The 25,529-nt window shown below is 36.5% G+C and carries 26 protein-coding genes and 1 riboswitch; of the genes, 19 read left to right on the top strand and 7 right to left on the bottom strand.

Features of this window, described 5'->3' with window-relative positions:
* The first annotated feature begins 40 nt into the window (after positions 1 to 40).
* The 4 genes from AC1PU0_RS13490 (at position 41) to AC1PU0_RS13475 (ending at position 4,337) form a co-directional block, all read left to right on the top strand.
* Entirely contained in the window at positions 41 to 1,705 is a 1,665-nt protein-coding gene (locus AC1PU0_RS13490) for a formate--tetrahydrofolate ligase (RefSeq protein ID WP_206849626.1), read from the top strand.
* Positions 1,706 to 2,148: 443 nt separating this feature from the next.
* Entirely contained in the window at positions 2,149 to 2,775 is a 627-nt protein-coding gene (locus tag AC1PU0_RS13485) for a hypothetical protein (RefSeq protein WP_206835751.1), read from the top strand.
* A 177-nt stretch (positions 2,776 to 2,952) separates the two neighbouring features.
* Complete coding sequence (locus tag AC1PU0_RS13480; RefSeq protein WP_479998484.1) at positions 2,953 to 3,141, top strand: hypothetical protein; 189 nt, start codon at positions 2,953 to 2,955, stop codon at positions 3,139 to 3,141.
* The gene (locus tag AC1PU0_RS13475) at positions 3,123 to 4,337 is read left to right on the top strand and encodes a hypothetical protein (RefSeq protein WP_479998483.1); all 1,215 of its coding nucleotides are present in this window, start codon (positions 3,123 to 3,125) and stop codon (positions 4,335 to 4,337) included. Before AC1PU0_RS13480 ends, AC1PU0_RS13475 begins: the two co-directional genes overlap by 19 nt.
* A 73-nt stretch (positions 4,338 to 4,410) precedes the next feature.
* Here the strand turns inward: AC1PU0_RS13475 and AC1PU0_RS13470 are convergent, their stop codons facing one another.
* Positions 4,411 to 5,520 (bottom strand): ABC transporter ATP-binding protein, encoded by a 1,110-nt coding sequence (locus AC1PU0_RS13470; protein ID WP_206849628.1) that lies wholly within the window; start codon positions 5,518 to 5,520, stop codon positions 4,411 to 4,413.
* A gap of 186 nt (positions 5,521 to 5,706) precedes the next feature.
* On the opposite strand from AC1PU0_RS13470, the gene mgsA reads away from it, so the two are divergent.
* Both mgsA and AC1PU0_RS13460 read left to right on the top strand, forming a co-directional pair.
* Positions 5,707 to 6,129 (top strand): methylglyoxal synthase, encoded by a 423-nt coding sequence (gene mgsA, locus AC1PU0_RS13465; protein WP_069654448.1) that lies wholly within the window; start codon positions 5,707 to 5,709, stop codon positions 6,127 to 6,129.
* 73 nt (positions 6,130 to 6,202) lie between these two features.
* Positions 6,203 to 6,338: riboswitch (THF riboswitch) on the top strand.
* Between the two features lie 161 nt (positions 6,339 to 6,499).
* Complete coding sequence (locus AC1PU0_RS13460; RefSeq protein ID WP_083241783.1) at positions 6,500 to 7,036, top strand: folate family ECF transporter S component; 537 nt, start codon at positions 6,500 to 6,502, stop codon at positions 7,034 to 7,036.
* A 65-nt stretch (positions 7,037 to 7,101) separates the two neighbouring features.
* Here the strand turns inward: AC1PU0_RS13460 and AC1PU0_RS13455 are convergent, their stop codons facing one another.
* Positions 7,102 to 8,865 carry an ABC transporter ATP-binding protein gene (locus tag AC1PU0_RS13455; protein WP_206849629.1) on the bottom strand — a complete coding sequence of 588 codons (1,764 nt, stop codon included), beginning with the start codon at positions 8,863 to 8,865 and terminating at the stop codon, positions 7,102 to 7,104.
* Positions 8,862 to 10,586: an ABC transporter ATP-binding protein gene (locus AC1PU0_RS13450; protein WP_206849630.1), complete on the bottom strand. Its 1,725-nt coding sequence runs from the start codon at positions 10,584 to 10,586 to the stop codon at positions 8,862 to 8,864. Before AC1PU0_RS13450 ends, AC1PU0_RS13455 begins: the two co-directional genes overlap by 4 nt.
* 198 nt (positions 10,587 to 10,784) lie before the next feature.
* Between AC1PU0_RS13450 and AC1PU0_RS13445 the strand changes: the two genes are divergently transcribed.
* The 3 genes from AC1PU0_RS13445 to AC1PU0_RS13435 all read left to right on the top strand — a co-directional run bounded on the left by AC1PU0_RS13445 (position 10,785) and on the right by AC1PU0_RS13435 (position 13,715).
* Positions 10,785 to 11,630: a putative ABC transporter permease gene (locus tag AC1PU0_RS13445; protein ID WP_206849631.1), complete on the top strand. Its 846-nt coding sequence runs from the start codon at positions 10,785 to 10,787 to the stop codon at positions 11,628 to 11,630.
* A gap of 228 nt (positions 11,631 to 11,858) precedes the next feature.
* On the top strand, positions 11,859 to 13,022 hold the full coding sequence (locus AC1PU0_RS13440) for a 3D domain-containing protein (protein ID WP_422851507.1): 1,164 nt from the start codon (positions 11,859 to 11,861) through the stop codon (positions 13,020 to 13,022).
* 123 nt (positions 13,023 to 13,145) lie between these two features.
* Positions 13,146 to 13,715 (top strand): GNAT family N-acetyltransferase, encoded by a 570-nt coding sequence (locus AC1PU0_RS13435; RefSeq protein ID WP_069654441.1) that lies wholly within the window; start codon positions 13,146 to 13,148, stop codon positions 13,713 to 13,715.
* A 23-nt stretch (positions 13,716 to 13,738) separates the two neighbouring features.
* Here AC1PU0_RS13435 and AC1PU0_RS13430 read toward each other — a convergent pair whose 3' ends face one another.
* Together AC1PU0_RS13430 and AC1PU0_RS13425 are read right to left on the bottom strand one after the other, a co-directional pair.
* Positions 13,739 to 14,254, bottom strand: coding sequence for an LURP-one-related/scramblase family protein (locus AC1PU0_RS13430; RefSeq protein WP_069654440.1), 516 nt, complete (start codon positions 14,252 to 14,254; stop codon positions 13,739 to 13,741).
* 39 nt (positions 14,255 to 14,293) lie between these two features.
* Complete coding sequence (locus AC1PU0_RS13425) at positions 14,294 to 15,163, bottom strand: Cof-type HAD-IIB family hydrolase (protein ID WP_111248590.1); 870 nt, start codon at positions 15,161 to 15,163, stop codon at positions 14,294 to 14,296.
* Positions 15,164 to 15,360: 197 nt separating this feature from the next.
* Between AC1PU0_RS13425 and AC1PU0_RS13420 the strand changes: the two genes are divergently transcribed.
* The 5 genes from AC1PU0_RS13420 (at position 15,361) to AC1PU0_RS13400 (ending at position 19,986) form a co-directional block, all read left to right on the top strand.
* Positions 15,361 to 16,044, top strand: coding sequence for a uracil-DNA glycosylase (locus AC1PU0_RS13420; RefSeq protein WP_206849632.1), 684 nt, complete (start codon positions 15,361 to 15,363; stop codon positions 16,042 to 16,044).
* Positions 16,045 to 16,197: 153 nt separating this feature from the next.
* Positions 16,198 to 17,178: a phosphate acetyltransferase gene (gene pta / locus AC1PU0_RS13415; protein WP_069654437.1), complete on the top strand. Its 981-nt coding sequence runs from the start codon at positions 16,198 to 16,200 to the stop codon at positions 17,176 to 17,178.
* 122 nt (positions 17,179 to 17,300) lie between these two features.
* Positions 17,301 to 17,774 carry a tRNA (adenosine(37)-N6)-threonylcarbamoyltransferase complex ATPase subunit type 1 TsaE gene (gene tsaE, locus AC1PU0_RS13410; RefSeq protein WP_111248592.1) on the top strand — a complete coding sequence of 158 codons (474 nt, stop codon included), beginning with the start codon at positions 17,301 to 17,303 and terminating at the stop codon, positions 17,772 to 17,774.
* Positions 17,771 to 18,292, top strand: coding sequence for a GNAT family N-acetyltransferase (locus AC1PU0_RS13405; RefSeq protein WP_206835765.1), 522 nt, complete (start codon positions 17,771 to 17,773; stop codon positions 18,290 to 18,292). Before tsaE ends, AC1PU0_RS13405 begins: the two co-directional genes overlap by 4 nt.
* Positions 18,293 to 18,666: 374 nt before the next feature.
* The gene (locus tag AC1PU0_RS13400) at positions 18,667 to 19,986 is read left to right on the top strand and encodes a 6-phospho-beta-glucosidase (protein WP_206849633.1); all 1,320 of its coding nucleotides are present in this window, start codon (positions 18,667 to 18,669) and stop codon (positions 19,984 to 19,986) included.
* Positions 19,987 to 20,009: 23 nt separating this feature from the next.
* Here the strand turns inward: AC1PU0_RS13400 and AC1PU0_RS13395 are convergent, their stop codons facing one another.
* Together AC1PU0_RS13395 and AC1PU0_RS13390 are read right to left on the bottom strand one after the other, a co-directional pair.
* Complete coding sequence (locus AC1PU0_RS13395; RefSeq protein ID WP_479998482.1) at positions 20,010 to 20,762, bottom strand: MurR/RpiR family transcriptional regulator; 753 nt, start codon at positions 20,760 to 20,762, stop codon at positions 20,010 to 20,012.
* Positions 20,763 to 20,770: 8 nt separating this feature from the next.
* Positions 20,771 to 21,313 carry a GNAT family N-acetyltransferase gene (locus AC1PU0_RS13390; RefSeq protein WP_206849634.1) on the bottom strand — a complete coding sequence of 181 codons (543 nt, stop codon included), beginning with the start codon at positions 21,311 to 21,313 and terminating at the stop codon, positions 20,771 to 20,773.
* 410 nt (positions 21,314 to 21,723) lie between these two features.
* On the opposite strand from AC1PU0_RS13390, the gene AC1PU0_RS13385 reads away from it, so the two are divergent.
* The 5 genes from AC1PU0_RS13385 (at position 21,724) to AC1PU0_RS13365 (ending at position 25,521) form a co-directional block, all read left to right on the top strand.
* Positions 21,724 to 21,918 carry a hypothetical protein gene (locus AC1PU0_RS13385; protein ID WP_069655424.1) on the top strand — a complete coding sequence of 65 codons (195 nt, stop codon included), beginning with the start codon at positions 21,724 to 21,726 and terminating at the stop codon, positions 21,916 to 21,918.
* Positions 21,915 to 22,424, top strand: coding sequence for a phage major tail protein, TP901-1 family (locus AC1PU0_RS13380; RefSeq protein ID WP_069655256.1), 510 nt, complete (start codon positions 21,915 to 21,917; stop codon positions 22,422 to 22,424). Before AC1PU0_RS13385 ends, AC1PU0_RS13380 begins: the two co-directional genes overlap by 4 nt.
* 98 nt (positions 22,425 to 22,522) lie before the next feature.
* Complete coding sequence (locus AC1PU0_RS13375) at positions 22,523 to 22,864, top strand: tail assembly chaperone (RefSeq protein ID WP_069655257.1); 342 nt, start codon at positions 22,523 to 22,525, stop codon at positions 22,862 to 22,864.
* A 56-nt stretch (positions 22,865 to 22,920) separates the two neighbouring features.
* Entirely contained in the window at positions 22,921 to 23,205 is a 285-nt protein-coding gene (locus AC1PU0_RS13370; RefSeq protein WP_206835774.1) for a hypothetical protein, read from the top strand.
* 15 nt (positions 23,206 to 23,220) lie between these two features.
* Entirely contained in the window at positions 23,221 to 25,521 is a 2,301-nt protein-coding gene (locus AC1PU0_RS13365; protein ID WP_206849635.1) for a phage tail protein, read from the top strand.
* Positions 25,522 to 25,529 lie beyond the last annotated feature (8 nt).

Here is a 25,529-nt window from a genome sequence, read left to right as displayed (position 1 = left end):
TATTTTTATATGGAATAGCTTATGAACTGGAGGGATAGAAGTGGTTAAATCAGATATTGAAATTGCACAAGAAGCAACAATGCTGCCTATTGCGAAAGTAGCAGAAAAAATTGGTTTAAATGAAGAACAATTTGAGTCTTATGGAAAATATAAAGCAAAAATCGAAGTTGAAAAAATCGACGCAACTAAAGAAGGAAAAGTGATCCTGGTTACAGCCATCACGCCAACACCGGCTGGTGAAGGAAAAACAACGACCGTTGTCGGATTAGGTGATGCGTTGAATCGAATTGGAAAAAATACGATCATTGCATTAAGAGAACCTTCTTTGGGCCCAGTTTTTGGGATAAAAGGAGGAGCTGCTGGTGGTGGTTATGCTCAAGTTGTGCCAATGGAAGATATCAACCTTCATTTTACAGGGGATTTTCATGCAATTGGAGCAGCAAATAACTTGTTAGCAGCAATCATTGATAATCACATTTTTCAAGGAAATGAACTAGGCATTGATAATCGCCGAATCACTTGGAAACGAGCAGTTGATATGAATGATCGACAATTAAGACAGATTGTAGATGGTTTAGGTGCTCGCGTTAATGGTGTTCCTAGAGAAGATGGGTTTGAAATCACTGTTGCATCAGAAATCATGGCTATTTTGTGTTTGTCCAATGATATTGAAGACTTAAAAGAAAACCTAGCGAATATCATTATTGGCTACACATACGATAATCAACCAGTTACAGCGAAAGAATTGAATGCGCAAGGTGCAATGACCGCTTTACTGAAAGATGCAATCAAACCTAATTTAGTTCAAACCTTAGAAAATAATCCAGCCTTGATCCATGGTGGGCCATTTGCGAATATCGCTCACGGGTGTAATAGTGTGATCGCAACCAAGACGGCTAGAAAATTAGCTGATTACGTAGTGACAGAAGGGGGCTTTGGTGCTGATTTAGGTGCGGAAAAATTTATCGATATCAAATGCCGAAAATCTGGTATTCGACCTTCAGCCGTTGTTGTCGTGGCAACAGTTCGCGCACTAAAAATGCATGGTGGTGTTTCAAAAGATCAGCTTGGGGTTGAAAATGTAGCTGCATTAACAAAAGGCTTACCGAATCTTTTAAAACACATCGAAAATACAACAACCGTTTTTGGTCTACCAACCGTTGTTGCTATTAATAAATTCCCAACGGATACCGAGGCAGAATTGAATCTTGTCAAAGAAGAATGTCAAAAACGTAATGTAAATGTGGTTCTTTCAGATGTCTGGGAACATGGCGGTGCTGGTGGTGAAGAGTTAGCGAGAGAAGTCGTTCGTTTAGCAGATCAAGACAATCACTTTTCATTTGCTTATCCAGATGAACTACCAATTAAAGAAAAAATTAGTGCGATTGTAGAAAAAATATATGGTGGAAATGCAGTTCGTTATGAACCAATTGCTGAAAGAGAAATTGCCAAACTAGAAAAATTAGGGTTTGCTCATCTGCCAATTTGTATGGCGAAGACTCAATATTCACTTTCAGATGATCAAACGAAATTGGGGAGACCAACTGGTTTTACGATAACAATCAGTAATATCAAGATATCAGCGGGTGCTGGCTTTATCGTTGCTTACACAGGAACAGTGATGACCATGCCAGGATTACCGAAAAAAGCGGCTTATGAAAAAATCGATGTTGATTCTAGTGGAAAGATAATTGGCCTATTTTAAAGTAAAATCAAACACAATAGAAGAAAATAACAGCGGGGACAGAAGCGTTTAATCTCGAGAAATAAGAAAGAATTCACGAAAATTGTTTTTTTAGTTTTGGTGACCAAGTAGGTACTGTGGGACATCATCTCGTTCCTTGTTGTGCTTTACAGCAATTTCAGCTTATTTCCGAAGCCTTCAAATCTTAGTGCTTTAGCACTTAGAATTTGATGTGATCGAAGCGAAGCGTAGTGATTGCTTCTGCTCCCGTTGTTTAGTCGTATTTAGGGTGTGATACAAAAGTGATGTTTACTTTTGTATCACACTCTATTTCATATTTTAAGAAGTAAAACGCAAGATAAATCATCTTTCGTTAAATTGAATAGCAGATGTGTCTTGACACGCACCTTTTTCTCCCTTAAAATAAAGATTATTATATATGTCAAGACACATCGGAGGAGAGCATGAAAAAGAATTCAGTTAGACAGTTGACGATATCAGCTTTACTCGTTGCAATGGGCATCATTATTCCTATGGTTATGCCAAGAATCACGATAGGGCCAGCTTCATTTACTTTAGCTAGTCATGTACCAGTATTTTTAGCGATGTTTTTTTCACCAGGAGTGGCAGTTGCTGTTAGTTTAGGTACTGGCTTTGGTTTCTTTCTGTCAGCAACACCAATCATAGCAGTAAGAGCACTTTCTCATTTACTTTTTGCTCTTATCGGTGCGATGTATTTACAAAAACATCCGACAATCGTTTTAACTAAAAATAAATTTAGTTTATTTAACGGTCGCTTTCAACTGTTTAACTTTGTGATTGGCTTAATACATTCAGCTGCAGAATTAGCTGTAGTTAGTGCTTTTTATACGATGGGAAATATGCCGGAAACGTATTACACACAAGGATATATGTACTCGATCTTTTTGTTGATGGGCATCGGTGGACTAATTCATAGTTTGGTCGACTACAACATTGCGTATTTTGTGGCAAATGCATTAAGCAAACAATTTGATATTCCAGTATTTAGTCAGGCTAAAAAACTGGAACAAGTAAAAATAACGATTCTTCCCCAAGAGACTAGGATATGACCTAACAAGTTGTATCCTTTTTTATAAAAAAACCGTTTTTTCAACATATAAAGGATGATAGATACTTGATTTATATGGATATCCGATCATTTGATAAAGAATATTCGATTTTATTCCTAAAGTTATTTATTTATTCCTCGAAATGCACTATACTATCTAGTTGATAGGAGGGATTTTTTGGAAAATAAATATGAAAAATTTAATTTGATATTATCAATTATTGGGTTGATTGGTAGTTTTGTTTTTGCGTTATTTGAAAAACAAACGATTGCACTTATTGCACTTGTGTTAGGTCTGATTTGTTTTTATGGTTGGATCCAGTTTAAAGGGTTTACTGGAAGAAAAAAATGGGGGCTGCTCCTTTAGGAGGCGCAGTATTATTAATGGGGACGAGTGCTTATATTTTATTTGGTAGCTTAGAGCCAGAGCTTGCCCAAAAAAAGGATAGCACAATCAACAGTTCGACAGTCAGCATCAAAGATACAACAACTTCTTCAAAAGAGTCGTCAGTGAAAACCCACTATACTCAAAATCAATTGCCGGATGGTTGGCAGCCGATAGTCGATTTTTCTGTACATAATCAGATAAAAATCACAGATACAGGTCATTTGACGATCGATTTTCGTTTTCAAAATAAAAGCATTTCTGGAAAAGTATTGTCCGAAACATCTGGAAAAGAAATTACAACATTTAATCTTTATGAAAGTAACGGTGTGCCCACAGTCGAATCGCTTAATTTAGATTTAGCGGCCGATACCTATAGTATTGTTTTAACCGAAAATCAAACGTATCAGGAAAAAGAACAAGAAGAAAAAATGGAATGGAAAGCAACATTTGTGTCATTTGAATCGAATGAAAAAGAACCAAATAATGATATGGAATCAGCGATTGTACTGAAAAATGGGAATGAAATAAGCGCTAATTTTACACAAGAAGATGAATTAGATTATTATAAATTTTTAGCAGAAAATGCTGGTACACTAAAAGTTACCACGACAATGTATATGGGTGCAGTTGATTTTGCTTTGCTCGACCAAGATGGAAAAGAAATCAAAACAAATAATTTTTATGATTCTGAAGCATCAATGAAAGAACCAAAAACAGAAGAATTAATGTTTGATTTAGAAGCAGGAACATACTATGTCCGCTACAAAAAAAAGGATACTGGCAAATATGAAATTAAATTAGATTTTACGATTAGTAATAGTGTATTAAAAACAAAAAATGATACCTTAGAGAAATCCTTGGAAGTCAATTCTGGTGATACAAAAAATATGTTTTTCTCAATGCAAGATGATTGTCACTATTTCAAAATCACTGCTGCACAATCAGGGAAATTGAAGGTTCGGGTTTCCGCTAATTTTCAATCAATGGAATTGGAAATTATTAATGCGGCAGATAAACTAACTGTCAAAAAGGAAAATCTATATCTAAACGGATCAGAAAAAGAAGTGAAATCAGAAGAATTAGAGTATGATTTAGATGCAGGAACTTATTATATCAAATGCAAACGTAATTCGAGTAGCACAGGAAACTATGAGATAGCCATTAATTGGTTATAAAATAAGAGTGTAAGGAAGATGTCAGAGAAACATTTGATTTTTTCCTTACACCCTTTTCACTTTTTTGAACGATTTAAGGCAATTTAATCACTTGTTCAGTTTCTGGATCGAAGAAGTGAGCTTTGTTGATATTGAATGCTAAGTCGACCATTTCTTCTGGTTTATGAAAATCACGCGCATCTACTTTTGAAATAAACTCTGTATCACCTAATCTTGTATAGAGCATTGTTTCAGCACCTAATAATTCAGACACCACGACTTCAGAACGAACGACAGCATTGTTCATTGTATCTAAGGCAACCTGTTCGCTGTGAATATCTTCAGGTCTAATGCCAAAGATAACAGTTTTACCTTCATAGCCTTTTTCAACTAATAATTTATTTTTTCCTTCCGGAATTATAAGTTCTAATCCGTGGCCGTCACGTATGACGCCATTAGTTAAGGTTACCGTAAAGAAGTTCATGGCAGGTGATCCGATAAAGCCAGCAACAAAGACATTATTTGGTGTATTGTAGACTTCTTTTGGTGTTCCGATTTGTTGAATAAATCCGTCTTTCATAATGACGATACGATCGGCCATAGTCATAGCTTCTGTTTGGTCATGGGTAACGTAAACGGTCGTTGTTTCTAGTCGACGGTGTAATTTGGCGATTTCGGCTCGCATGGCTACGCGTAATTTTGCATCTAAGTTAGATAAAGGCTCGTCCATTAAAAATACTTTCGCATCCCGAACGATTGCTCGACCCAAAGCGACACGTTGACGTTGTCCGCCAGATAAAGCAGCTGGTTTACGATGTAAATAATCAGTCAACCCTAAAATTTCTCCGGCGTTTTCAACACGCTTTTTAATTTCCGCTTTATCATATTTACGTAGTTTTAAGCCAAAGGCCATATTGTCAAAGACAGTCATATGAGGATATAAGGCATAGTTTTGGAACACCATTGCGATATCACGATCTTTTGGCGCAACATCGTTCATTACGTTTCCACCAATAGAAAGTTCACCTTCAGTGATATCTTCAAGTCCTGCAATCATTCGCAACGTAGTTGATTTACCACAGCCTGAAGGGCCTACAAAAACAATAAATTCGCGGTCTGCAATTTCTAAGTTAAAATCTGTTACAGAGTAATTTTCTGCATGATCATATTTTTTATAGACATGTTTTAACGCCATTTCTACCATTCTCGTCACTCTTTTCTCTTTTTATTGTATCCTTAGTATAAATGAAAGCGCTATACATTCTCAACGTAAGGTTGCACAAGAAAGAGTCAATTTCTTCGTCAAAGTGACAAAGTAGCAATCATTCCTTTAACTCTATATTGGAAGATTTTGTTATAATAAGAAAAAGACTGAATTGAGGGATAACGAATGAAAATTGCATTGATAGCACACGATCGAAAGAAAGAATTAATGGTCAAATTGACTTTAGCGTATCAACCAATACTAAAAGAACACGAATTATTTGCGACTGGAACGACTGGCTTGAAAATTTCTGAAGCTACTGGGTTGCCTGTTCATCGTTTTAAATCTGGACCATTAGGTGGAGATCAACAAATCGGAGCAATGATTTCAGAAGATAAATTAGACATGGTCATTTTTTTGCGAGATCCATTAGCAGCACAACCTCACGAACCAGACGTAACAGCACTGATTCGTTTGAGTGATGTTTATGAAATTCCTTTGGCAACCAACATCGGTACGGCAGAGATTTTATTAAGAGGCTTACAAGCAGGTTTTGCGGACTTTAGAAATGTCGTTCATGCATTAGACAATAAACCATTGTCTTTCTAATGATGTTTCGTCTAAGTTAGTTGCAGCAAGGTAGGGAATATGTTATATTTCGTTTAGGCTTAGGCCTAAATAAAACAGAGTAGGAAATAAAGCGTTAAGTGCTGAAAGGATGGGATGTTGCCTTTCGGACGAAGAATAGATGAGAGTAGTGAAATAGCTAGACCAGTTCGTTTTACTTTTCTATGGTATAGTTGCACGAACCATCTCTTTAGGAAAATAGATAAAGTATCAGTGAAACAAAAAGCGTTTCAATACTACTTTCCTAATTTTCAAAAGAGACGACCAGTTCGTTTCACTTTTCTATATTCGCGGTTTTGTTTTCGCATTCGCTGCATATTTTGTGTAGCAGCTCTTAGAGGAGATGCTAGAAATGAAGAAAAGAAAAATTGATACACGAACCATTACGCTGATGAGTTTACTGATTGCGTTAATGGTGGTTTTTACACGGTTTATTTCGTTTGAAACACAGTTTTTACGAGTTAGTTTGACCTTTATTCCGGAATCACTGATGGCCATTCTGTTTGGACCGTTTTGGACAGGGATCGGCAGTGCTATAGCGGATACGGTCGGCATGTTATTATTTCCTAAAGGTCCTTATTTTCCTGGGTTTACCCTGAATGCATTTATTTCTGGTGCGATTTATGGATTCTTTTATTACAAGAAGGAATTAACATGGAAGCGAGTAATCATGGCGACATTATCTGTTACGTTGATTATTCACATGTTTTTAACGCCTTTGTGGCTTGGTTTGATGTACGGTGTGAATATTTCCAACCTTGCTTGGTGGGCACCTAGAATCGTGAAGAATATTATCTTTTTCCCGATACAAGTAGTAGCCACTTACTATTTAGGAAATAAAATTCCTTATAAACAACTTTTGAATAGATCATTGACCAATTTAAAATAAAAAAAGAACCCTCAACTTTCCAACATCCCAAGGAAGTTTGAGGGTTTTTTCTTTAATAAAAAGAATCACAATTGATTTTTAAATTGCGCTTCATACAAGGCGTGATAATAACCATCTGTTTTATTGATCAACTCATCGTGACTACCAATCTCAACCACAGAACCTTGCTCCATGACTAAAATTTTATCTGCATTTTTAATAGTAGAAAGTCGGTGAGCAATCACAAAACTTGTGCGGCCATCCATCATTTGTAAGAAGGCATCTTGTATATTTTTTTCGGTCAAAGTATCAACAGAGCTAGTCGCTTCGTCTAAAATCAGCATCGGTGGATCACTGATCATCGTTCTAGCAATCGTCATCAGTTGTCGTTGTCCTTCGGAAATTTTGATGCCACTGGCACCGATCAGAGTATCTAATCCTTCAGGTAAGCGAGTGACAAAATCAAAAATATAAGCTTTTTTCATCGCAACTTCAATTTGAGCCTCGGTTGCTTTAGGATTTCCATAAGTCAGATTATCACGGATCGTGCTATCAAATAACCAAGTATCTTGCAAAACCATCCCAAAGCTTTTACGCAAACTATCTCTTGTCACTTGCGTGATTGTATGACTATCAATCAAAATTTGTCCATGATCTACTTCGTAAAAACGCATCAATAAATTAACCAAGGTTGATTTGCCAGCACCTGTTTTTCCTACAATAGCAATTGTTTCACCAGGAAATGCAGTTAAATTAAAATCTTGGATCAATGGTTTTGAGGGGGTATAAGCAAAATCTACATGTTCAAATACGACTTTGCCTGTAACATCATTTAGGACAAGTGCATGTTCACCATCTGGTTTTTCTTCAGGTTGACTGATAATGTCAAATGTACGATCTAATCCGGCCAATGCAGTTTGAATTTGAGTAGTGATTCCTGACAACTCAATAAACGGTTTAGAAAACTGACTTGAATAAATGGTAAAACTAGAGATTATACCAATCGTAATTGCTTGATTCCCACTTAATAACAGCAAGCCACCAACAAGACCAATCGATAGATAGGCTAGATGATCAATAAAACGGGAAAGTGGGTTTGTGAGTGAAGACGAGAACTGTGCTTTTTGCCCGCGTACATACAAATCTTGATTCAAGGATTCAAAACGTTGTTGGGCAACATTTTCTTGTTGAAATGCTTTGACGATTTTTTGATTGCCAACCATTTCAGAAACGTAACCAGAAATTTCACCCACGATTTTTTGCTGAGCAGAAAAGTTTTTCTGAGACGATTTTGCAACGATCCAATTGACTAGAAAAATAATTGGTGTAGCAATCAGAACAACAGCTGTAAGGAGTGGACTTAGTTTGAGCATAAAGAAAAATGCAATGATTACTACAGAAAGCCCTGAAAATAATTGGTTAAAAACAGCTGAGCAGGCGACAGATATGTTATCCATATCATTTGTAAAACGACTAACAATATTTCCGTGAGATGTTTGATCATAATAAGTTAAAGGTAGACGATTTAAATGAGCAAAAGCATCTTTTCGTAGTTCTGCCACTGAGAGGTAAGACACGCGATTACCTAAACGTTGGATCAGCCATTGACTGATCACTGTAATGACCAAAATCCCAGCTAACATAGCAAGTAATCCCAAGAGAATCGTAAAATCAACATTGCCTTTTCCAATCATTGTATCTACAGATTTCCCCATGTAATAAGTCATCAAAACGGTGGTTAATCCACTAAGAATTCCTAGAACAACTGCCGCAATCATTTCCTTAGGGTATCGGAGTAAATAGGGCATGAAACGATTAAATGAATTTGTCGTTGTTTTTTTGGTTGTCATTCGTTCGTTTCCTCCTCTTGTGAAGCGACGATTTCTTGATAAGCTTTAGATTGACGTAATAATTCTTCGTGGGTTCCTAGCCCAACTTGTTGACCACTAGCTAATACTAAAATTTGATCTGCTTGTTGAATCGAACTGATTCGCTGTGAAATGATAATAAGCGTCGTTTCCTTTAAATCTCTTCGTAATGCAGTACGTAAATTTAAATCCGTTTGATAGTCTAAGGCACTCAACGAATCATCTAAAATCAAAACGTCCGGTTTATGAATCAAAGCACGTGCAATGGTTAAGCGTTGTTTTTGGCCACCGGAAAAATTTTTCCCACCTTCGTATACTTTTGTATCTAAACCATCACTTAAGTTTTCAACAAAATCCTTGCATTGAGCGGTTTCTAATGCTTGCCAACATTCTTCATCGGTCGCATTTTCTTTCCCCCATTGAAGGTTTTCGCGAATTGTACCTGTAAATAATACCGCAGTTTGTGGTGTGATCGCGATTTTTTTGCGTAGTTTTTCTATAGACCAATCACGAACGTTGATTCCATCAACAAATAAATTTCCTTCACTAGTATCATAAAAGCGAGGAATCAATTGAGTCAAGGTACTCTTTCCGCCACCAGTCGGTCCTGTAATACCCAGAATTGAATTTTTAGGAATTTTTAATGAAATATCTCTCAAAGCCAATCCAGCAGTTGGTTGGTAACGGAAAGAAACATGATCAAAGACGATTTCTTTTGTGTTACCATCAGACGAAAGACCGTGCTGTGTTGCTTGAATGCTTGGCTCAACAGCTAATACTTCCTGAACTCTTGATGCAGAAGCTGAAGCACGCGTAAAAATGATAACTAAATTTGAAACAACAATCAATGCAAGCAACATCTGATTCATATAATTGATCAAAGCCAACACTTCACCTTGCTGTAATCCACCGATTTCGACTTTGATTCCACCAAGATAGAGCAAAGCTAAAATGCCGAGGTTCATTACTAAAGTAGTAGCAGGAGTCAACAATGCCGAGATATTCGAAACACGAATATAGATTGAAGAAAGATCATCCGTCACCTCATTGACATGTTTTTCTTCTGTTTGTTTTCTGGCAAAGGCCCGAATGACTCGAACGCCACTTAGATTTTGGCTGATTTGTCGATTTAACAGATCTAGTTTTTCTTGAACTTTTTTATACAAAGGCACAGTTGTTTTGATAATAAAATAAAGAATAAGGCAAAAAATTGGCAACATCAGTAGGAAAATAAGGCCCATCTGTACATTGATATAAAAAGCCATGATAACGGAACCGATACTGAGAAAAGGAGCTCGAATCACGAGGCGGATCAGCATCGCCAAAGCAAGCTGTAGCTGATTAATATCATTTGTCATCCGTGTAATCAAGGTATCTGTTCCAAAACTGTTTAATTCAGCGTGGGAAAGCTGGTTGATCTTTTTCATCAATTGATTTCTCAATTCTGTTCCAAATCCTTGTGAAGCAATAGAAGAATAGTATTGACAGATCATTACACAGACTAATCCAATGACGGACATCAACAGCATCCAACCTGCCATTTGGATCACATAACTTCGGTCATTATTTCGAATACCTTGATCGACTAAACGAGCCATAAATAATGGTAAAACTAACTCAAAACAAGCTTCTAGAAACTTAAAAAATGGGCCTAGAATGATTTGCTTGCGGTATTTTTTCGCATAGATGAGTAAACTGAACATGGTTTTCCTCCTAAATTTAAAAGTGTAACGGGCTCGTCCAGTCTGATAGAAAACTGAACGAATAAATAGAAAGCACTGAACAAAAATAATTTTTCTCTTCTATTGTATATCAATTGCTACTGAGAATAAAGTTGCTCGCATTAACCCATGGTTATTTGTTACAATAACGAATAAATGCTAATTTAAAGGAGAAGACACATGAATGAATTTATTAAGATCGTTTTATTATTTTTCATCTACTCATTTATCGGTTGGCTGTGGGAGACAGTTTACTGTTCATTGAAAGCTAGAAAATTTGTATATCGAGGATTTTTAGTAGGCCCTTATTGTCCCATTTATGGTTTTGGTATTTTGGGGGTTCTCTACTTTTTAGAGCCGCTCAAACAAAATATCGTTATTTTGTACTTATTATCGACAGTTTTAGTAACGATTCTTGAATACATCACAAGTTATGGCCTAGAAAAAATGTTCCATGCTTCTTGGTGGGACTATAAAGATGTACCGCTGAATATAAATGGTCGGGTCGCTTTACCTGTTTCTCTCTTTTGGGGAATTAGTTGTGTCCTGATTGTACGCGTCATTCATCCCAAGGTAATGCTATTCGAAGACTTTTTATCTGAAAAATTTGGTATCCTATTGCCAATAATCTTATTGCTTCTGATCATGACAGATTTGATTTACACATTGGGTAACATGCAGGCATTCAAAAAAGTTACAGCTCAAATCAGTACAGCTATTGAAGAACGCAAACAAGAACTAGAAACTGTATTGACTGAAAAACGTGATGAGCTTTCTTCCAACCTTTCTGAACTAAAAGAGACTGTTTCAGAAGGAATTAATGAACGAAAACAAGCAAAAACGACGGAAAGAAATTCTTTGATGGAAGAGTTTAAAGAAACACCAGCAATTAAAAAATTAGTAACACATCTGAACTACAATCAAAAACGCTGGGTGAGAAATTATCCCAAGTTAAAGCTGAAAAATGTGAAAAATCCTTCTGAAGTCCAACAAGTTATTAATAAAAACAAAAAAAAGTCTAAATAATTTTTCTTTAGTATAACAGTCTATTTTTGTGTTTCATACTTAAGGGAAATGCTGATAGATAGAGGTTTTAACAGGGGGACTAGCACTAAAACAAGTAAGAGAAAAAGGCTTAATGTTACAGAAAAACGGGCATTTTCGCAAAAATGTAATAAATTGTAACGATACTGCAACAAAATAACCCTTATAGATTAGTATAATAGGTGGAGTTGGATTTAGTTAGGAAAGGTGTTGGATTCAGTGAAAGTAAAAAAATTGATACCATTTTTAGCTGCTATCATGCTAGTAAATGTTGCTCTTCCAATCGGTGCCGCAGCAGAGTCATTAGATGAGCTGAAGGATAAAGAAGCACAAGCCGCACAAACGGGAGAATCACTTAGCCAAGATATCAATACAGCTTTAAATGATGTTAATGAAAAATACGCTGAAATTGAAAAACTTAAAGCAGATATTTCAAAAGCTGAAGAAACAATCAAGAACTCTGAAGCCGAAATAGCAGCAACAGAGCAAAGTATTGCACGCCGTAAAGAAGTCGTTGGAAATCGTATGAAAGATGTCCAGCTAAGTGGGGAACAGCGTACATGGCAAGTATTATTAGATGCTGAAAGTGTATCTGATTTCTTTAATAAAGCGTATGCGATGACTATCTTACAAAACGCAGAAAAAGAAAAGATTGATCGTCTATCTAAAGATAAAGAGAAATTGTCTGAACTTCAAGAAACTGTAAAAAACAAACAAAACGAATTACAAACCAACGAATCAAAATTACAGGACGAAGCCTCTGCAATGGACGAACAAGTTGTCACATTAAAAGAGCAATTATCTAATAATCAAGCAGCGTTACAACAAATCGCCAGCGAAAAACAGACAGAACAAAAACGTATCACAGATGAAAAGAAAGCTAGCGAAGCTCGTCAAAAGCAAGCTGCATTAGAAGAAGCAAAAAGAAAAACTAATGCTAGTTCTCAAGAAAGCTCAAGTAGCAGTTCATCATCAAGCATTGATTCAAGTAGCAGTAGCTCAAGCAGTGAAGAACAACCTGTTGTTACACCACCAATACCACCGGTAGAGGTACCAAGCACTGGTGAAGAAAATAACGGTGAATCAAACGGTCGAGTACTGTACATGCAATCAACAGCTTATTCATGGAAAGAAGCTGGTTCAGGATTCATTACTGCAACTGGAATTGATTTACGTTCACAAAGCAATGTGATCGCAGTTGACCCAAGTGTGATTCCATTAGGCTCTTTTGTTGAAGTCGAAGGATATGGTTTTGCTGTTGCTGGAGATACTGGTGGCGCAATTAACGGCAACATTATTGATGTACATTTCCCATCTGTTGAACAATGTTTAAACTGGGGTCGTAGAAATAACGTTAAAGTGACAATTCAATAAAAATAGGCACTCGTTTGAGTGTCTTTTTTTTGAGCAATTATTAAAACAAATTAAAAAACAATTGAATGTAATGCGTGAACAAAAAATAAATGATACACTCAATAAAGAAAGTGAGGAATAACAATGATTCGTTTTGCCACAAAAGAAGACGGAGAGGCTATTGCTCCGTTAATATTAGTTATTTTAAAAGATATGGAATTGCCTTTATTAGAGATTGTTCCAGAAGAAACACTGTTAGCAGTTTTAGCTGAGGCAGTGGCAGACCCAACATATCGTTATGGTTACCAACGAGGTTTAGTCTACGAAGAAGACGGCCGAGTAGCTGGAATAGCATTTGGTTATCCTAATGAAGATGAGCCGATAATTGATGAACCACTAAAAAAAATCCTAAAAAATTATAATTTGGATGAAGAAATAAGACTATTTATTGATCCAGAGACCTTACCAGGTGAGTGGTATTTAGATTCAATTTCTGTTGATGAAAAGCATCGTGGATCAGGAATCGGATCCGCGTTATTGGATGCTCTGCCAAAGATGGCTAAAAGAGATGGAAAAGACATTATTGGACTAAGCGTGGATAAAGGAAATCCTAATGCTAAAAAGCTGTATAGTCGTAAAGGGTTTAAAGATGTTTCGGAGATGATGATCAGCGGCCATTTATACGATCATATGCAAAAAAAAATCAGCGAATAATTTTCGCTGATTTTTTAGTTATCTTAACAAGTTCCCCAACCGATGATTGGTTTACGAGTGGCATTCTTTTTTTTATTGTACAACCAATAATCTAGTACTGCTGCTACGCATATACATAACGGAGCATCTTCGTCATTTGAGACATTTAAGCTAAAATAGTCACCTGAAAAAAGAGTCGCTTTGTTCATGTCCATAACTTTATGGTTGACTTGATAAATGGAGTATTGGTGGTTTTTAATGTCGCCTAAAACAGTCCAATGCAAATGTTGGATGTAATAAAAGTCAGCATTTAAATGTAAAATTTTTCGTAATACCCCAACTTTTTCAAACCCTTTATAGAGTTCAAATCTTGTACCAAAGGCAAATGAGGTTTGTTTGATGCTAGCGACCAATTCACCACTCATCGCGTATAGAGTAAGTGCATCACCACGAGTTCCCCAACGTCCAACAAGTAAGAAAAGAGACTTGCCATCTTCATCTTTGACAATGGTTCTTGTGATATTGCTTAATTGTTGTTCTTGAATAAAAAACTCAGACACCTTATCTCACCTCTTTTCTTTGTTGGTTCGCTTGTTCTATTATAAATTTTCTCGAATTGCTCGTAAGATTGCTTCGCCTACCCCATTTTCTAAGTTAGTAGAAGTGAGGTATTTTGCATGGTCTTTGACTTCTAATTCAGCATTTCCCATGGCAAAGCTAACATCAGCCCATTGAAGCATACTAACATCGTTGAAATTATCCCCAATCGTCATAACGTCTTTTGCAGAAATGCCACGGTCTTTTGCAACATGAGCGACTGCGATTCCTTTTTGTGCATTTTTATGATTGACTTCAATATTATTTTGAGCAGATGAAGTGACTGCTAAATCATTCAATTGGCGAATTTGACTACTTGCAGGGCCTAACACTTTTGGACCGTCCATACTAAAACCGATTATTTTGAGCACTTCGATATCATTTTGAGCAATCAAAGCGCGCATATCGTTTATATAGGTAATATCGAGTAAAGACAAGTGAGCTGCGGCCATGGCAATCGCTACTTTGTATGTCAAATGTGGCATTGTTGTTGCGATATGAGAAGCGAAGTTCTCGATTCTTTTTTCTTGTTGTTCAGAATAAATGCCTTTGTTGGTAGAGACTTCAAAATAGATATTGTGTGCATCTAAAATGTCTAAGATTTCAGCTGTCGTCTTCTTGTCTATTCCAGCAGTAAAAAGTGAATTTCCAGCTTTATCAAATACTTGAGCACCATTTAGAGTAATCATTGCACATTTAATACCGGCTTCATCTAGAGCTGGTTTTGCCTCTGTATAAGCTCGGCCTGTAGCAACCATAAACTCAATACCTAAACGCTCAGCTTCTCTAATAGCAGAAGCATTGTCTTTTGAAATACCCATTTTTGAATCTAATAATGTTCCATCCATGTCTGAAGCAATCAATTTAATCATGAAATTTTCTACACCTCGTTTATTTAACTTATCTATAGTTTACCATGTTTTTTCTTTTTCAGTGTAGAAAAAATTTCCTTGTCACCTCATACAAAATCAGATATCCTTAAAGTGTAAAAGAAAGCATCCAGAATAGAAGTTTTAATTAGTAAGAATAGAAAAATACCGTACTGCAAAAAAATGAAGGAGGCTGGCAAATGAAAGCAATCATTCATAATAGTTGGCAAGATATTTTAGAAGAAGAGTTCACCAAGGAATATTATTTGAAATTACGAGATTTTTTAAAGCAGGAATATAGCGAGCAAACGATTTATCCAGATATGTATCACATATACTCAGCGTTAGAACTGACGTCTTATGAAGAGGTTAAAGTAGTAATATTAGGGCAAGATCCTTATCATGGTCCTAATCAGGCGCATGGATTGAGCTTCTCTGTACAACCTGGTGTTCGAACACCGCCTTCTTTAAAGAATATTTACAAAGAATTACAAGAAGATCTGGGGTATCCTCCTGTGTCCCATGGATTTTTAGAAAGTTGGGCAAAACAAGGTGTTCTCTTATTAAATACAGTTTTAACGGTTCGAAATGGTCAAGCATATTCTCATCGAGGTCAAGGGTGGGAAAAGTTGACGGATTCGATCATTAAAAAATTAAGTGAACGTGAGAAACCGATTGTATTTATTTTATGGGGCAAACCAGCGCAAGAAAAAATTAAAATGATTGATACAAACAAGCATATTATTATTCAATCGCCACATCCAAGTCCCTTGGCTGCTCATCGCGGCTTCTTTGGCTCAAAGCCATTTTCGAAAACAAATCAGGCTTTAGAGCAGTTAGGGGAGACCCCAATCAACTGGCAATTACCTGATATAGTGTCTTAAAACAGCTCTATCTGTTATAGTGCAGAAAGGCGAGTTTGTGAAAATAATATCAGAATCAGCATTTTTTACACTAATACAGCTATAAATAACTGTTATTTTCTTGAAGAATGGTGTATGATAAGTTTGTATAAATAATCAGTTGGAGGGTATATCGTGGAATTATTCGATAGCTTAAAATTTAAAGTGATTCGCCGTAACATCAAAATTGTTTTCCCAGAAGCAACAGATCCTCGTATTTTAGGGGCTGCAGCTCGTTTGAAAGCAGAAGAATTAATGGAGCCAATCTTGATTGGTAAACAAGAAGCGATTGTTGAAGCAGCACATGCTCGTGGAATCAAAACGTCTAACTTTACGATTATTGATCCAGATAATTATGATGGATGGGAAGAAATGGTCACAGCGTTTGTTGAACGCCGTAATGGAAAAGTCACAGATGAAGATGCTCGTAAGATCTTAAAAGATGTCAACTATTTCGGTACAATGCTTACTTACATGGGTCTTGCTGATGGAATGGTGAGTGGTGCGATCCACTCAACTGGCGATACAGTTCGTCCAGCCCTACAAATCATCAAAACAAAACCAGGCGTTAGCCGTACAAGTGGTGCAATGATCATGGTTCGTGGTCGCGATCAAGAGAAATACATTTTTGCCGATTGTGCAATCAATGTCAATCCAACAGCCCAAGAATTAGCTGAGATTGCTGTTGATAGTGCAAAAACAGCTGAATTATTTGATATCGAGCCAAAAGTAGCAATGATGAGCTTCTCAACAAAAGGTTCTGCAAAAGCACCTGAAGTTGATAAAGTAGTTGAAGCAACAAAAATTGCGAAAAGCTTAGCTCCTGAACTTGAAATCGATGGTGAATTACAATTTGATGCTTCTTACGTAGCATCTGTTGCTCAATTGAAAGCACCGAATTCATCTGTTGCAGGACAAGCGACAGTCTTTGTTTTCCCAGAGTTACAATCAGGAAATATTGGGTATAAAATCGCTCAACGTTTAGGTAACTTTGAAGCAATTGGTCCAATCTTACAAGGATTGAACAAACCTGTATCTGACTTGTCTCGTGGAGCAAATGAAGAAGATATTTACAAGTTATCAATCATCACTGCCGCTCAAACATTAATGAACTAATTAAATTGACTAGGGAATCAGGACAAGACGTCTAGCGTTTTGCTTTGACTCCCTAGTTTTTTTTTCAATAATTCGGTATACTACATTACATACAAATAGGGAAAGTTTAGGTAGGTGAAAGAATGGATATTGCAATCAACAATCCTAAAGAAACGGAATCTTTAGCAAAAATTATCGGGCTGGTAGCTGAACCAAGCGATACAATTATTCTTTCCGGAGATTTAGGTGCTGGCAAAACTACGATGACTAAAGGAATCGCTTTAGGCTTAGGCATTGATCAGATGATTAAAAGTCCCACTTATACAATTATTCGTGAGTATCAACAAGGACGTATGCCTTTGTATCATATGGATGTATACCGCATAGAAAATGGTGCGGATGATCTCGGTTTGGACGAATATTTTGAAGGCGATGGATTATCTGTTGTTGAATGGGGCAAATTATTGGGTGAATTCTTACCGACAGACTATTTAGATATTACGATCACTAAAGATCCGCAAGTGTTAGAAAAAAGAGTCTTGTCATTCCAAGCTTTTGGAACACGAGCGGAAAACTATTTAGATCGTATTCAGAAAAAAATGGAGGACGTTATATGACAGAGGTTGAATTTACGATTCGGGAGGCAATTCCAGACGATGCAGTAGAGATTTTGCGTGCGCTAAAAATAGCTGGCAGTGAGACTCCTTTTTTAGTAATGGATGAAAAAGGTTTAGAAATGACACCAGTTGAGATGAGTGAGAACTTAGCCAATCTTTATGAATCCCCAAATAATCTATTGATGGTTGCTTTAGCAGATGAGCAAGTCATTGGGACAGCATCTATCAAAGCATCATCAAAAAAACGGATAGAGCATATTGGTGAAATTGGGATCAGCATTTTAAAGGATTATTGGGGCTTTGGCTTAGGGACTTTGATGATGGAAGAATTGATCGAATGGGCAAAAGAAAGTGGTGTGATTCGCCGTTTAGAATTAACGGTACAACATCGAAACCAGCGGGCGGTTCATGTATATGAAAAAATAGGCTTTAAAACGGAAACAATCATGGCTCGAGGTGCTAAAACAGATGAGGATGAATTTTTAGATGTACATTTAATGAGTAGGATGATTGATTAAAAATAAAAGAGGAGGTTGGGACAGAAGCGTTTAATCCCGAGAACTAAGAAGGAATTTACGAAAATTGTTTTTCAAATTTTTGTGCCCAAGTAGGTACTGTGCACCATCAACTCGTTCTTTGTTGTGTTTTACAGCAATTTCAGCTTATTTCCGAAAGGATTGCTTCTCCTCCCACCGTTTATTCGCATTTAGGGTGTGAAACAAAAGTGATGTTTACTTTTGTCCCACACCGCTCTTTTTTTGTAACACCTTGATACACCAATGTCACATTTTACATCTTCTTTTTTATGTAACCACTTTCTTTTTTTCTATATATTCTCTCTCAGTAAAAGGCTATACTAGGGTCAGATAAAACGCTTAAGGAGCTGAACGAGATGTCAGAGGGAATTAAAATCGTTACCATCGGTGGAGGATCAAGTTATACACCAGAATTAGTGGAAGGGTTTATTAAACGATACGATGAACTGCCAGTACGCGAGTTATGGCTAGTCGACATTGAAGCTGGAAAAGAAAAACTAGAAATCGTTGGCGCAATGGCGAAACGTATGGTTAAAGCCGCAGGTGTTGACTGTGAAGTACATTTAACATTAGACCGTCGTGAAGCATTGAAAGATGCTGATTTCGTGACAACACAATTACGTGTGGGACTTTTAGATGCACGTATCTTAGATGAACGCATTCCATTAAGTCATGGCTTAATCGGTCAAGAAACCAATGGTGCTGGTGGTATTTTCAAAGCGTTGAGAACTGTTCCTGTGATTTTAGATATCGTAGAAGATATGAAAGAACTTTGTCCAAATGCTTGGTTAATTAACTTTACCAACCCAGCTGGTATGGTAACAGAAGCTGTTTTACGTTATGGTAATTGGGATAAAGTTGTTGGTTTATGCAACATTCCAGTTAATGCTGTATTTGAAGAAGCAGAATTATTAGGTGAAAACAATCGTGATCTATTCTTCCAGTTTGCAGGAATCAATCATTTACATTGGCATACAATTACAGATAAAAATGGAAAAGATCGTACGGATGAATTAATTAAGGTAATGTATGGTCAAGATGATGCTAAATCAATCGTAGCGAATATCAAAGACAACAACCTAATCTGGGAACAAGTTGAAAATCTACACATGGTTCCATGTCCCTACCACAATTATTATTACTATACAGATAAAATGTTAGCTGAAGAATTAGAAGACTTCAAAAACAATGGCACGCGTGCTGAAAAAGTGAAAGAAATCGAGCATGAATTATTTGAATTATACAAAGATCCTAATTTAGACTACAAGCCAAAACAATTAGCAGAACGTGGTGGCGCTCGTTACAGTGACGCAGCGTGTGAAATCATCAACTCGATTCACAATGACAAACGTACAACAATGACTGTCAGCACTAGAAATAACGGGACGATTACAGATTTACCGGCTGAAAGTGCCGTAGAAGTAACGTGTACGATTACTGGAAAAGGTCCAGTTCCCTATAACTTCGGCAGCTTTAAACCGCAAGAACGTGGGTTGTTACAAGTGATGAAATCAATGGAAGAATTGACAATCGAAGCAGCTGTTACGGGAGATTACGGTACATTATTACAAGCATTCACCATGAATCCTTTGATAACAAGTGGTGATGTTGCCAAAGAAGTGATGGATGAGTTGTTGGAAGCGCACAAACACTATTTACCAGCTTTCTTTAAATAAGGTAAAAAGCAAGGCAACTCGTTTTATGAGTTGTCTTGCTTTTGTTTTTGTACTTCTTTTGCCAAATATTCTACCGTATAAAGTGCTGGCACCTGGGATGTAATATCGCTATCCCCAATTCTTTCAGTTGAAATATAATAAGGGATATTTATATCTGAAAGAGCGGCTATTGTTGATTTTTCACTGTTAGTAATCGAAATAATGGAACAGTCATTCGTAATAAAATGATTCAAATAATCGATAATTGCATCGTTTTCACCACTTACAGACAAGGCAATCACACAAACATTTTTTGCCATACTTTTATTAAAAAAGTTTACCGGATGATTAATTGGGTCTTCTATATGGAAGGCCATACTGAAAATAGATGAAAAATATAAGGCACCATATTCAGCAATGATTTTTGATGAGCCGGTTCCAATAAAAACGACAAGCTCTCTTTTAGCTAACATTTTTGTCTGAACCTGCATTCGTTCTTGATAAAAAGCTTCTGTGGAACGCTGGATGAAATTGGTAAAAGATGTTTCATCTACAGCATGTGTTGTAACGGGTTCAGCTAAAGATTTTCGATACAAATTTAATTTAACTTTAAATTCTGAGAACCCTTCACAGCCAAATTTTCGGCAAAATCGCAAAATACTGGCGGTACTACTATGGGTTTCTTTGGCTAATTCACGAATCCGCATATATACTACTTCATCGATATGAGAGGCAATATATTTATAGATTTCTAAATCAATGGGACTAAGATCAGGACTATAATCTAAAAATAACAAGATATTCCCTACTTTCTTTGTTCATATTCGTTCGTTAAATCAAGACTATACACAAAATGACGAACGGGCAGACCAGAATAATTTTTATCAAATTGTTTGACGATGGTCATACCATTTTTCTCAGCAACTTTTCGAGAGGAGAGATTCGTATCTCGAATGATAGAACAAATTTTTTTCGCTTTTAATCCATTTTTAGCATAGGCAATGCATAGTTGGCTAGCTGAAGTTGCATAACCTTGATTCCAATAGTGTTTATTGACTAGGAAGCCAATTTCTAATAAGGATTCATCTTCGACCTTTGAATAGACAATTCCACATTGACCGACAAAAACTTTACTTTTTTGATCGATGATCGCCCAGAGACCAAAACCATTTTCTTGATAGCTTTTTATATTCCAACGCAACCAATCGTTTACTTTTTCTTCTGTGAAGGCTGCTTCATACGCATACATCGTTTCTTCATCTTGTAGAATCAAACTTAGATCCTCAAAATCCTCGGATGTGAAATTTCTTAAATAGAGCTTTTCATTTTCAACTATTTTTTTATTCATACGAAACTTCCTTTAATTTAGACATAAATTCATGACGCACAAAGGAGCATATTCCCCTTTAAACAGAAATTGTTCCTTATCTAACTGGTATTGCTGGATTATTTTTGAAAAGTCATTGGTGTATTTCTGTAAGATCATCTGTAGTATATTTTCTCTTACTCTTATTTCAGTTATAAGACAAAATGACTTTTCTTTATTTTACCATAGTAAATAGGCAAGGCTATAAAAAACACGATTTAAAAATCCAAACAGTGAAAGAAAAGTAACAGAATCTTGGGATAATTTTAACAGAATTCTGGGAGTTTAGAATCACTATTTCTTTGTATACTAGGTTCATCAAGTACGAATGGCTGTGACTATTTGATAAAGAGTCGCCCGTGACTTTAAATGAGAGGGGATGCCAAGTAGGATTGAGTACTATTTTTGTGAGAGAAAGTCAGCATATAACTTTTGAGCAGCAAGATCAGGCAATCAAAAAACAATTGAAAGTGATCGGAAAGCTGCAAAAAAGGGTGAAAGCAGAACAACGACGAAAAAATCAGCTTGCTTCTCAACTAAAAGAACTAAAACAGCAACAAAACACTAAGGAGGAAATAAACAGATGACAGCATTAAGTGGAGTAGATGTGGTTTGGCGTTTTCGTTTAGCCGAAGACGAAGGAAACGAAAGTGCTTGGGGATTAGCCTATAGTACAGAAAATGGGTATTCAAAATCAAAAGAAAGTGAATCAACTGTGACCAAAGATGGCAGCGTAGTGACACCAGGCGCTACTGAAACAACAGTAACTGCCACAACATTGTACAAAATCGGTTCGACACAAATTGATAAATTAGAAACGGCGATGGATGAGAACAAACGTGTTCAAATTTGGCGTATCAATACCAAAGAAATCGGCACTGGCAACGACGAAGGGAAATTTAAAGCGAAATATTTTGAAGGCTATTTTACGTCATTTGAAGAAACTGATTCAGCAGAGAATAAAGTTGAATATTCTTTAGAATGGGCAATCGAAGGTGCTGGGAAGAATGGTTTTGCAGCATTAGAGTTAGATACATCAGAAGGCGGCGATTATGAATTTAAAGACACTGTAAAAGTGGAACCAAAAGCATAAGCACTTCATTCTATAAAATACTTGAAAGAGGTTAAATTTTTAGCCTCTTTCACATAGTTTAGTGTAGCTAGACAACTTTTCATTAGGAGGAAAATAATATGGAATTAACGATGAACGAAAAAACATTCGATTGTAGATTTGGTTATGGATTCTTAAAAGAAATCAACAAACGGTACTCAATAGAACGCGGTGGTATGCAGTTGAAATTAGGTGTAGGCGCAATTGTTTCAAACCTGATTTTATCTGATGTGGATACTCTTTTTGAAGTCCTATTGATTGCAAATATGACAGAGAAACCTCGTATGACGGTTAAATTTTTAGAAGATTATGTTGAACAAAATGGTACAAAAAATTTGTTTGAAGAAGTGATTGATGAATTAAAAAAGTCGGAATATACCGGGACGATGACCAGCAAGATGTTGGAAGAAGCACAAGCGTAACCAACATACATTTTGATGAAGTCTATGAGCAAGTTCGCTTAAACTGTTTACGTTTTTTGCAGATTGAAAATTTTAATGAAATTGCAAGACTGACGATTCCAGATTACGAATTACGGATGAAGGCCTATCAATTAAAACAGTTAGATCGACAATACGAAATCCATCTGCAAGCTTGGGCAACGGTTATGGCAGGACAAACACGCAAGGGCAAACCGATTTTCAGAACCTTTGATAAGTTCTTCGATTATCGCAAGGCAGAAGAGAAAATACTTGGTAGACAAAAAAGAACTACTCTTGATAAAGAAAAACTTCAAAATTGGATCGCTAATTTTAATTCATAGGAAAGGAGGGGGAAAATGGAGAAAAAACAAAATGTAACGACAGTCTTATCAGCTATAGACAATAATTTTTTTAAAACATTAGCTAGTGCTGAGGGGGCGCTTAACAGTACTAAAGGAACATCAGATCGTTTATATGAATCTTTTACTAAATTAGCATCATATAATATCCCTACTCAGAGTTTCGAGGTATTCAAGCAAAGTGCACAAGATGCTTCAACTATGGTGGATAACCTTGGGGAAAAGCTAAAAAAAAGATTTACTCCAGTTATTGAAAAGCCAAATTTGACTGAAATGATAGATACTGTTGATAAAACAATTGATGATATCAACAGCAAGCTGGAACAATTTCATATGCCTAGTTTGGGAAAAATGATGAGTGGGGACGACTCTGTTTTTGGGAAAATCAACGGTAATATAGATAAAGTAACGCAGTCTTTTGGCGGAATGACTCAAAGCTTTGGTGATAAACAGAAACAAATGATTTCAGGTATGTCGAATTGGAAACAAAATCTTACTGGATTTACAGAAAATACTAAATACCAAATGAAGTTGTTTACGATGGCCATGAGAACTGAGGGGTCTCCTATCGATAAGTTAGGTACAGCGTTTGATGCAGTTTCTACTAAAGTTTCATCAGGTTTTTCAAAAATGTATCAAAGCTCTGGAATGATGGGCTCAGCATTTAGACAAGTTGGTGAAGGATTTAACGGTGTAAAAGATTATATGAGTGGACTACCTGAAAGTGCAAGATATCAAATGAAGCTTTTAGGGATGCATATAAGAAGTGAGCATCCAGCGTTGGTTGAATTAGGAACCAAGTTTTCAGATATGTCTTCTCAAGTAGGTGGAACGATTTCTACTGTTACTTCTAAATTTGGTGCTTTAGGAGGGAAATTTGCTGATACAATTACAAATTCTAAACTGTTAAAATCTACCTTCAGCGGAATAGGAACAACCTTACAAGGTTCTGCTAATGTGGGAACAACAGCTATGACTTCCATGGTTCAAGGATTATCTTCTGTTTTTGGTTTTGCACTAAAAGCTTTAGGACCAGCGGCTATTTTAGGTGTTGCATTAGCTGGTTTTGGTTTATTAGATAGTCAGTTTGATGGACAAATCGGTAAGATGATAGAAACAGCAACTACAAAAGGACCAGCTATTATTGCAGGTTTTGTTCAGGGAATCATAGATAAGCTTCCAGCATTGATGGAAACAGGCACACAATTAATAGCGGGCTTGGCACAGGCAATCACAGGAAATCTACCTGTGATCATGCAAAGTGCAGTTAACCTAATTAATGCTCTAGTTAGTGGGGTAATTGAAAGTTTACCAACGTTGATTCCAGCAGCTTTAATGTTAATTGAATCCTTGGCTACGAGTTTATTATCTGCAGCTCCTAAGTTGTTAATGACAGGATTAGATTTATTAATGGCTTTGGTTAGTGGAATTGTAGATAACAAAGATCAAATCGTTGCAACAGTCACAAGAATCATTGAATCATTTACTACTAATATTACAGGACAACTACCTGAAATCATTAAAAAAGGTATTGAAATATTAACAAAACTTGCAGAGGGAATTGCTTCGATATTGCCTGTTTTAATTCCAGTCGCAATTGAGGCTATTGCTACGTTAGTAAGAACTTTGTCTGAACAGTTACCAACAATCATTTCTGCTGCAGTAAAAATTATCTCCACTCTTGTTGCTGGTTTACTCAAGGAGCTTCCAAGTATTTTAGTAGCAGCAGGAAAGTTGATATGGGAACTAGTCAAAGGAATTCTAGGTGCGTTACCATCCATCGCAACAGTTGGCTATCAGATTATTAATGAACTTTCTAAGGCTCTATTTGACATTGATCTATTTGAAATTGGAGGGAATATCATCCAAGGATTTATTGATGGTATTACAGAAAAGGCAAAAAAAATATGGAAAGTTCTTGAAAATATTGGGAACGGGATTAAAGACTTTTTTACAGGAAACTTTAAAATCCACTCACCATCCCGTTGGATGCGAGATGAAATCGGCGCAATGCTGCCAGCAGGGCTTGCCATTGGGATCGAAAGAAATGCTCATGTAGTAGATCAACCAATGGACAAACTAGCTTCACAAATCATGCTACCAAGCCTAGACAGTTTAGATCAGCATTTGGCAACAGTCCAAGATGTATCCGTCCAATCCAGTAGTAAACAAATGCAAGTTCAAACTAAACAACCAGCAACATTCAACATCAAACTCGGCAATCAACAATTCAAAGCCTTTGTTTCAGATATCTCAGAAGCAATGGGGCAAGATTCTGCTATTAACTTAGCATTTTAGAAGGAGGG

It is taken from the genome of Enterococcus sp. XAF26B05_ASV22 (genome assembly GCF_056727285.1).
Note: the sequence above shows the minus strand (reverse complement) of the source record. Positions and strands in the feature narration are given on the sequence as shown.